At 57.3% G+C, this 8,243-nt stretch carries 8 protein-coding genes; all 8 read right to left on the minus strand.

The window, feature by feature from the left end; all coding sequences use genetic code 11:
- A partial coding sequence (locus Q1K49_RS05000) for an acyltransferase (protein WP_300523499.1) occupies positions 1–702 on the minus strand: 702 nt, incomplete at its 3' end.
- A 58-nt stretch (positions 703–760) separates the two neighbouring features.
- Positions 761–1,801: a Gfo/Idh/MocA family oxidoreductase gene (locus tag Q1K49_RS05005; RefSeq protein WP_300523502.1), complete on the minus strand. Its 1,041-nt coding sequence runs from the start codon at positions 1,799–1,801 to the stop codon at positions 761–763.
- Positions 1,802–1,813: 12 nt separating this feature from the next.
- On the minus strand, positions 1,814–3,289 hold the full coding sequence (locus Q1K49_RS05010; RefSeq protein WP_300523504.1) for a lipid II flippase MurJ: 1,476 nt from the start codon (positions 3,287–3,289) through the stop codon (positions 1,814–1,816).
- A 172-nt stretch (positions 3,290–3,461) separates the two neighbouring features.
- Positions 3,462–4,484, minus strand: a complete 1,023-nt coding sequence (locus tag Q1K49_RS05015) for a class I SAM-dependent methyltransferase (RefSeq protein ID WP_300523507.1) — start codon at positions 4,482–4,484, stop codon at positions 3,462–3,464.
- On the minus strand, positions 4,485–5,519 hold the full coding sequence (locus tag Q1K49_RS05020; RefSeq protein ID WP_300523510.1) for a formyltransferase family protein: 1,035 nt from the start codon (positions 5,517–5,519) through the stop codon (positions 4,485–4,487). It lies immediately after the preceding gene.
- 13 nt (positions 5,520–5,532) lie between these two features.
- Complete coding sequence (locus Q1K49_RS05025) at positions 5,533–6,576, minus strand: hypothetical protein (protein WP_300523512.1); 1,044 nt, start codon at positions 6,574–6,576, stop codon at positions 5,533–5,535.
- A gap of 94 nt (positions 6,577–6,670) precedes the next feature.
- Positions 6,671–7,744: a class I SAM-dependent methyltransferase gene (locus tag Q1K49_RS05030; protein WP_300523514.1), complete on the minus strand. Its 1,074-nt coding sequence runs from the start codon at positions 7,742–7,744 to the stop codon at positions 6,671–6,673.
- A 118-nt stretch (positions 7,745–7,862) separates the two neighbouring features.
- On the minus strand, positions 7,863–8,243 hold a 381-nt coding region (locus Q1K49_RS05035; protein WP_300523516.1), incomplete at its 5' end, for an ATP-grasp domain-containing protein.

Raw genomic sequence — 8,243 nt, forward strand, 5'->3', positions numbered from 1 at the left:
CCGGGCGGGCACTCCCGCCACCACCATCCGGGGAGGAACATTGCGCACCACCACCGCTCCCGCCGCGACGAGGGCGTCCTCGCCGATCTCGATGCCGGGCAACAGCGTGGCGTTGGCGCCGATCCGGGCTCCTCGCCGCAACGTGGGACCACCGAAGTGTTTCTTCCGCTCCTCCGTGCGCCCCAGAAAGTTGTCGTTCGTGAAAGTCACCTCGGGAGCGAGGAAACAGTAATCCTCCACAACGCTCAGAGCGGTCACGTAGGCCTCGGTCTCGATCTTCACCTTCCGCCCGATGCGCACCTTGTTCTCGACGGTCACTCCCCGTCCCACGATGGTGAGTTCCCCGACGGTCACATCCTCCCGAATGCTCGCCAGATCCGCCACGAAGACGCCGCGCCCGAGGAAGGCCCCCCGGTAGAGAACGGCGCAGGCCCCCACGGTGACCGCCTCGCCCAGTTCGAGGAAAGGCAACTCCCGGGGTTCTCCCGTCGTGGCGGAAAGGGAGGCCTTGGCGGGGAGCTTTCCCAGTACGGCGTTGTCGCAGATGCGGCATCCCGCCCCGATCCGCACACCCCGACGGATCACCACGTTGTGCCCCACCTCCACGCCGTCCCCGAGCACCACTTCATCCTCGATGACCACGTTGTATCCCAAAGAGACGTTCTTCCCCAGAATCGCTCCCGGAGCGACGCACTGCGTCATGGCGTTTTTCAGCTCCCTTCCGTTCCAAAGTTCGCGACGGACCGACAGAATGTCTCTCTCAAAAAGAGGACACGGCGACAAGCGGCAGCGGGCAGGGCGTCCCGCCTTTTCGAGCAGAAGCATAGGCCGCGCAGATGAGTTCCACCGTCTTCCTGCCATCCCGCCCGTCGACTTCCGCCTCGACCTGCCCGTTCAAAACCTCCAGCACATGCCTGTAGTAGTCGAGATGGCCGAATCCGTACACATTCGGAGGATTCGTCGCCGCGCTCTGTATCTCCTCGTCCATGGGATGTCCCGCGTCGAATTCCCAACGCTCGAAGTGATTCAGGGCAAAGCCGCCAATCTTCACCGTTCCCTTTTCTCCGAGAATCGTGAGGCTCCCCTCCAGGTTCTTCGGGTACGCCAAGGTCGTCACATTGATACTGCCCAAGGCTCCACTGCGGAAGCGGAGGTTCACCACGATGCTGTCCTCCGCCTCGATGCGCCGGCCCTGAGTGGCGCTGTAGGCCTGAACGCTCTCCACTGCACCGCCCATCCATTGCACAAGATCCACATAGTGAGCCGCCTGATTGCAAAGACATCCTCCGTCGTATTCCCAGGTTCCCCGCCATCGGGCCGCATCGTAATACTCCTGAGGACGTGCCCAGAGTACACTGGAAAGAACCATGTAGATTCTTCCGAAACGCCCCATCTCCAAAGCCTGTCGTGCCAGTCGAACAGTCCGGTTGAAACGGTTCTGCTTCACCACGAAAAGATGAACCCCCGCGGCATCGCAGGCCCGTATCGCCTCATCCACATCACCGAGACGGATTCCCAAAGGCTTCTCCGAGAGGACATGTCTGCCATATCCTGCGGCAAGCGCCACCTGCGAAGGATGGAGTCCCGAAGGAGTGCAGAGGGACACCACATCACATTGCGCCTCCCGAAGCATTTTTTCATAGTCCGTATATGCCGCACAACCTGTTTTCGAGGCAATCGCCTCCGCCCGCGCAGGAACCACATCGCAACACGCCACAAGCTCGACGTCGGTCAAGCCCGACAGCGCCTCCACATGATTCTTGCTGATCCTTCCACACCCGACAAGGGCAACTCTGACCATGGTTTCGTCCTCCTACTCCCCTTGGGTTTTTCTGAAGACCGAGACACCGCTTCGAACCCTTGTCACCAGGAAACGAAGCACTTCCAGAGGTCGCCACTGTTCCGGCAGTATTCCGAACAACCCTCTGGCATCACCGTAAAAGAGATGCAACGCAAGGCTTGCCATCCCTGCAACACACGGAAGCAGCTCGGAGCGAAGTCCCCACACGAAGAGAGGAATTCCCCACGCCAGGGCGATCAAGGTCTGTATCCCTAAAAAGCGTAGCATTCTCCTGTTCAAGCCGGATGGAAGAACGTACCAATGAAAAAGTAAAACTGTAGAAAACGACACACACGTAGTCGCCGCTGCAATTCCCGGAGCACCAAAATGTGGCGCCAAAAACCAATCAAAAAAAGCATTCAAAAGAACTCCTGCCACACTCAACAAGACAACCATCCCTAATGATTGTCGGACCAACGCATATCGGTGAAGAACGCTGCGAACAACTACGAAAGGAAGACACAACGCATACAATGAAAGACACGCCCCCGCCAAATTTACCGCTTCCCGGTCAAAAGCCCCATACCCGAACCATATCGAAACCAGTGGTCTCCCCAGCGCAACAAAACACATTCCTATAGGGATAAAATATCCCCACGCAATAGCGAGAGTTTGTCTCGTCGCATCTTCCGCCCTCGACGGATTCTCCGCAAACAAGGAACACGTCTTTGCATATACGATAAGCAACACGGGAAGAAGCACGGCATTCGGAAGAGCAAAGATCACTTCTGCATAGCTCAGGGCAGCAACGGAACCTTCTTCCAGCGCTGAGGCGAAAAAACGGTCCGTAACCTGGTAGAGGCCGGATATACCCACCACCGCCACCGCAACACCTGCGGCTTTCATCACCATTTTCACGCTCCGCCACGGTATGGCCCCGGGGCGGAGCGGAAAATCTCCGGCAATCCACAAAGAAAGGAGCAAAAGGCTCACATTGCCTACGCTCATCGACACCGGAAGCGAAAAAACCCCCCAGAAGAAAACGCCTCCCAGAAAGACGGGTATGGTGACAACGTTGAACAGGGCCTCCACCACGCCAGGGACCACCATTCTCCCTTTATGAAGCTGCCACGCGTCCACCACAGGACGAAGAACGGCGGCAACGCCGAACGGAATCAGGCAGAGGATCATCACCGCTCCGATACGAATTCTCTCCGCATCGAAACCGAGCGCAAAGAGCCGAATGACCACTCCCGGCGCAATCATTCCGCCAATGGCCCCGACCAGAGAAAAAATCGCTGCGAACCACCACACGGCGGCGACAAGGGACTTTCCGGAGCCCGTCTCCTCTCCATCCGCCCTGGAGAGTTCGGGAAGAAGGGACATATCCACTGCGGACTTCGCCAGGGCCGTGAAAAACACCACGGCTCCCCAAGCCACATAGAAAGCATCCACCCCCGCCGAGGCACCGAAAAAATAGGCGATCAGGACAACACGAACATAGCCCACGGCTTTCCCCAGAAGAGAAACCACCGCGACAATCGAAGCAGCCCCCCTGGACGAGCGGGGAGCGGAAAGCGCATCGACGTACCGGGACAGGAAGGCCACGTTGATCACCCGACACGCGCATGGAGCGACTTCCTGCCAAGCAAAGGAAGAGCTCTCCCCTGCCGGAAACGCATTACACCTTCTCCGCCACGACCGTAATGCCCGCATCCTCCACGTCCATTTTCCGGATCCGCAACCCCACCTCCGCGCACCATCGAGTCACGTCCTCCGGGGTTTGCCTCCAGCAGTTGGACGGACGATACCAGTCGAAATTCACATGGTTCATTTCTTCGTCCGTCCAGTCGGGACGATAATAGGCTTTCATCACGTACCAATAAAAAAGCCTTTGGATATCGATCCTTCCTTTCGGAATCCCCAGGAAGGGAAGGGCTTCGGGCACATTCACTTCGACCTGCAGCCTTCCGAGTGCCGCGCCGAGCCGGGTAAGTGGCATCAAGGCATCCCAGGCTTCCTGGTCGCTCATGGACCGGATGTGGTCTCTGACATAATCGTCCACGAATTCCCGAACAGGCCCCTTTTTATTGTAAACATAAAAAAGGAACATCCCTCCTCGTCGAAGCAGTCCGGCGAGATAGGACACGGCATTCTCCGTTGAATTCGTGTGGTGAAGAACACCTTCGGAAAAAATCACATCGAATACCGGGCCGCGAAAGGGGAGGTCCGTCAGGTCCGCCTGTAGAAATTCCGCCGGAAGGCCTTTCTCTGCAAAACGCTGTTGGGCGACATCAACGGCATTGGAGATGTCCACACCAAGGTAGCGCACGGAAGCAAGGTGGTCTCCAAAGAGCAGCAGAGAGGAAAAACCGGAACCGCACCCGGCATCGAGGAAGTTCTCACGGCCATGAAGCAGCGAAGCTATTTCCGACGACTCTCCTCCGAAATAGCGCTTCAGGAGCCACTCCCGATGCGCCCGCTTCACGGAAGGTGATTCGTAAGTGTCCCTCTTTTTCCATTTGAAACCAAAGGCTTCCTTTGTCTGCTCCTGCTCCTCGCGACACAGCCTTTCCTGCCGAAGAATTCCTTCGGAGAACGTGTAGGTGGCGCCACCGATGATCACTCTCATTCCTTCGGACAAGGATTCTGTCCCACTGTTTCTCGTTTCCGCCTCGGAAAGAATACGTTCCGTCCAGTACACCTATCCCGCCCCCAAACGACGCAGCGCCGTCTCGATTTCGGTTAAACGCTCCTCCACATTCCGCATTCCGGACAGCAAACCCGCAACTTCGTCATCAAGCACGAAGCCAAGACGTGCTCTTGTGGACCGAAGCACCTCCGCCGCAAAACGTTTTTCCTCTCCCTCCCACTGGACGACTCGAAGGACAAGAACACCGTCACCCGTTGCCACACCGACATTCCCTGTTGTTCCGTCACGCCAGAGCACCTGGCCTGGAACCGCAAGGCTCGGGCAGGGATAGGAATCCGCCCTTGCGTCCCATACGACGAGTTTTCGTCCCTGCCAATGGGTATACGCACCTGCAAAGGGACGAGAAGAGGCTTTTACGAGCCGCATAAGAGATACTGCCCCCTGCTTCCAGTCCAGCAGGCTGTCGGAAGGAATCCTGGGATAACATCGCAGAGACGCAAGAGGGTCCTCATTCTGGGGAACAGGACACAGAGTTCCCGCCTCCAGGCCGTTCACCGCCTCCAGAAACATCTCCGGAGCCGTCGTCTCCAGCCAATCGTAGATTTCACCAATCGTCGTCTCCGTTTCAAGAGGACGATGTCTCTTGAGTACAATCGGTCCCGAATCGAGCGATTCCGGATCCATAAAATGGACCGTGAGCGTGATCTGCCGCTCTCCATTGAGGAGAACCCAATTCGAGCAGGCATTGCCCCGGTATCGCGGCAGATCTCCCGAATGGGCATTGAGAATGCCTCTCCCGAATGCGGCAATCGCTTCGTGTCCGATGACGGTCAACCAATTGACACTCACGGCGATATCGGCGTCCACATTTCGCAACAAAGCCGTCACTTCCGGTGCATTGATCCGATGATCGTCGAAAAAGACCGCACCGACATCTTCGGCAAAGGCTCGAAAATCCCCCACTCCCACTCCGTATTCCGGTGCCTCACGGCACGTTCCGACGAGAGGGATAGTGTGCCCTGCGGATGCCAGTTTCCAGCCCGTATTCAACAGCATTCTCGTCCTGCCCAAAATCGCCACGCGCACAGTTCCATCCCCCTCACGAAAAAGGATGATACCCCGCAAATCCTTGAGCCAGTGCGGATTGCCTCAGGACGGAACACTCCGCATCGAAGGCGCCGAGCCCCTTCCGCCTCTCCAGGGCAAGCATCTCTCCCACTTTCAATCCGGCCGAGTGAAGATCCACCAGAGGGCGCGGACCGAGGTATTCAGTCGTCACACTCATGCTCCCCACGGGAGCGAATGCCTCCGGCCAGCAACGAATCCCGGCATTGACGAGTCCCTCCCTGTCGACACCTCCGCAGATATGCACCACAACAACGCCTGGATTCCACGATGCCAGAGCCGCACTCGAAACAGGTGCGCCTTCTCCTCCGATCAGCATCCCCTTGCTTTCATGGTCCACCACAACGAGAGCCTCGGCATCAGAGACCGCCTTTTCAACCACCTCCGGCGCAGGAGCATGCTCCTCCTCGGTGGAAACCCGACGGACCCGAGCGCCCACCTGTTCCAGCAGATTCGCAACGATCGCCGCAAATTCCCCACGCCCGAGCACAGCAATGCGCGATCCGAAGACCTCGACCTGTACCTCGTAGAGCATTTTCAGAGCCAGATGACCGATGTAGTCGAACGTTCTCAACGTTTCATGGTGCTCGTTGGTCCCAAGCACACACAATCCTTTGCTCCGGGCAGCATCCAGATCCAGATCGCTCGGGCGATATTCCCACGTCTCCCACATGAGAGGAACGACCGCCGTGCTTTTGAGGCGGGCAATGAACGTTGCATCGAGAGGTCTCACGAAGCCAAGATTCGTCACGATATCCGCCTGGCCGACGCGCGGATCCTCTCGGGAATCGAGAACAACGAGGCGATTCTTCACACCCCAGTGTTGTGCAAGCTCCATGGTGTACTGTTTCACTTCTGCGGCACTGCCGTATCGGGAATCCCTAGTCAATGCAAGAACGGTTTTCGCTCCAGCCAGTGCAGCAATCAAGGGAGTGAGTGCGTAAAAACCCGAGGCGGCCTCCGTGAGCACAACAAATTTCCCCAGATCAAGGGAGAAAACTCTGATCGAATGCCGCATGAGAGCCTCAACCCGCCTCATGTCCCCAATTCTAGCCATCATGAGTTGTCACCGTCGATTCCGTGCCGTAGAGACACCGCGTTCCCCCGGTTTTTCACGAAAACACCTCATCCCACCCGATGAGACGGACTTTTTCCGAATGACTTCCGATTCTTTCCTCGATGGTTTTTCCGAAAGTGCGACTCGCGACAAATACCGAATCCGGAGGACAACGAAGGAGATCATCGAAATTCTCGATTTTTTGAGGAAACGACGGATAGTATTTGTTCTCGAGAAGAGGGTTGTCATCAAAGAAACGGAGACAAAGCCGTTTCGGGATCTCCGCCACCGACAACGTATTGATCATCCTTCCCGGGACATAAATGCCCAGCGTATGCCCCTCGTTCCCCGCAACCCCCATTTCGAGAAAAAGGCGTTCCATCCTCGCGAGATTTTCCAAAAAACGAGCCCGCACCGCATCGAGTGTTTTCGCCTCTGTCTCGTCATACTTAACCGGAGCAGATGCATCGCCTTTCGGCAGAGCGCGACAATAGAGGCTTCCTCCGAAACCGGCCTGTTCAATCCGGGAGGCGCGGTATCCTCCCCGCTCAAGTTCCCGGGCAAGTGTCTTTTTCGCAAAATAACTCCAATGCTCGTGCAGCAGGCAAGAGATATCGCCCTGCCCCAGATAGGGTTCACAGTCAGGAACCGCAAGCAAGAGGCAACCGCCTTCGTTCAGAAAGCCACCGGTCGCCTTGAGAAAAACCTCCGGGGCCGTCATGTGTTCCAAAACCGCATAGGCAACAACAACGTCGAACCCTCCGCGGACCTCCTCGCAGGGGAAAAAGTTCCGCACTATCGGAACACCATACTTCTCTCCGCCTCTTTGCCCTTGTGGCCCTGGCTCCACTCCAAGGACATCGGCACCCCGCTCCTGCAGCAAGGAGAGGAAATAGCCGGTTCCGCAGCCGACCTCCAGGATCCGCTTGCCCCGCAGATCGCTCCCGACCGAATCAAGGAAGAACCGGAGAAAATCCTCGGCGTACCGACGTCCGATCCCCGTATCATCCATGGTCCCGGTGATGAGTGATCCGAAAGAATACGCCCTCTCCAGAGCCCGCTCCACCTCGTCGTTCCGACGTTGTCGCAGGGTTCCCGTGCCGGAATCGCATTCAAGAACGAAAGGCATCCGGTCCGGCAATCCGAAAAGAGAGTTATTCGGAACATCCTGGCACTGCACGAAAAAGGGAAGTTCCCCCACATGCCAAGCCTCTCCCAAAGGAGAGGGGAATGCCATTTCTCCGTGTTCAGGCATGGGGGATGTCACCACCCGGGAGAAGTACTTCCGAAAGCCCTCGAACGATCCGCCCCTCCCGGTAGGGAAACCGCGGCGTGACCTCTTCTCCGAGAAGATGTTTCCGGATGAGCACATCCGGTTCGTTGTACCCCACCATAGCCCTGAGTGAAGTCGTTCCGGAAAAGCGGGGATTGATCTCGAACACGTAGACCCTCTCCCTCGCGAAACGGCACTGGATGTTGACCGCTCCCCGACACCCTAGGGCTTCAGCGATCTTCTCGCAAGGGCCAGTGACATGGGGAAACCGACCGATCTCTCCCTGCGAAACGCCGCTGCTGATGGCAAGCACCGACCCCAACTCGGGGTTCCCTGTCCTGTTCTGCACCTTGAT

The organism is Aminiphilus sp. (assembly GCF_029975095.1).
GTDB lineage: Bacteria > Synergistota > Synergistia > Synergistales > Aminiphilaceae > Aminiphilus.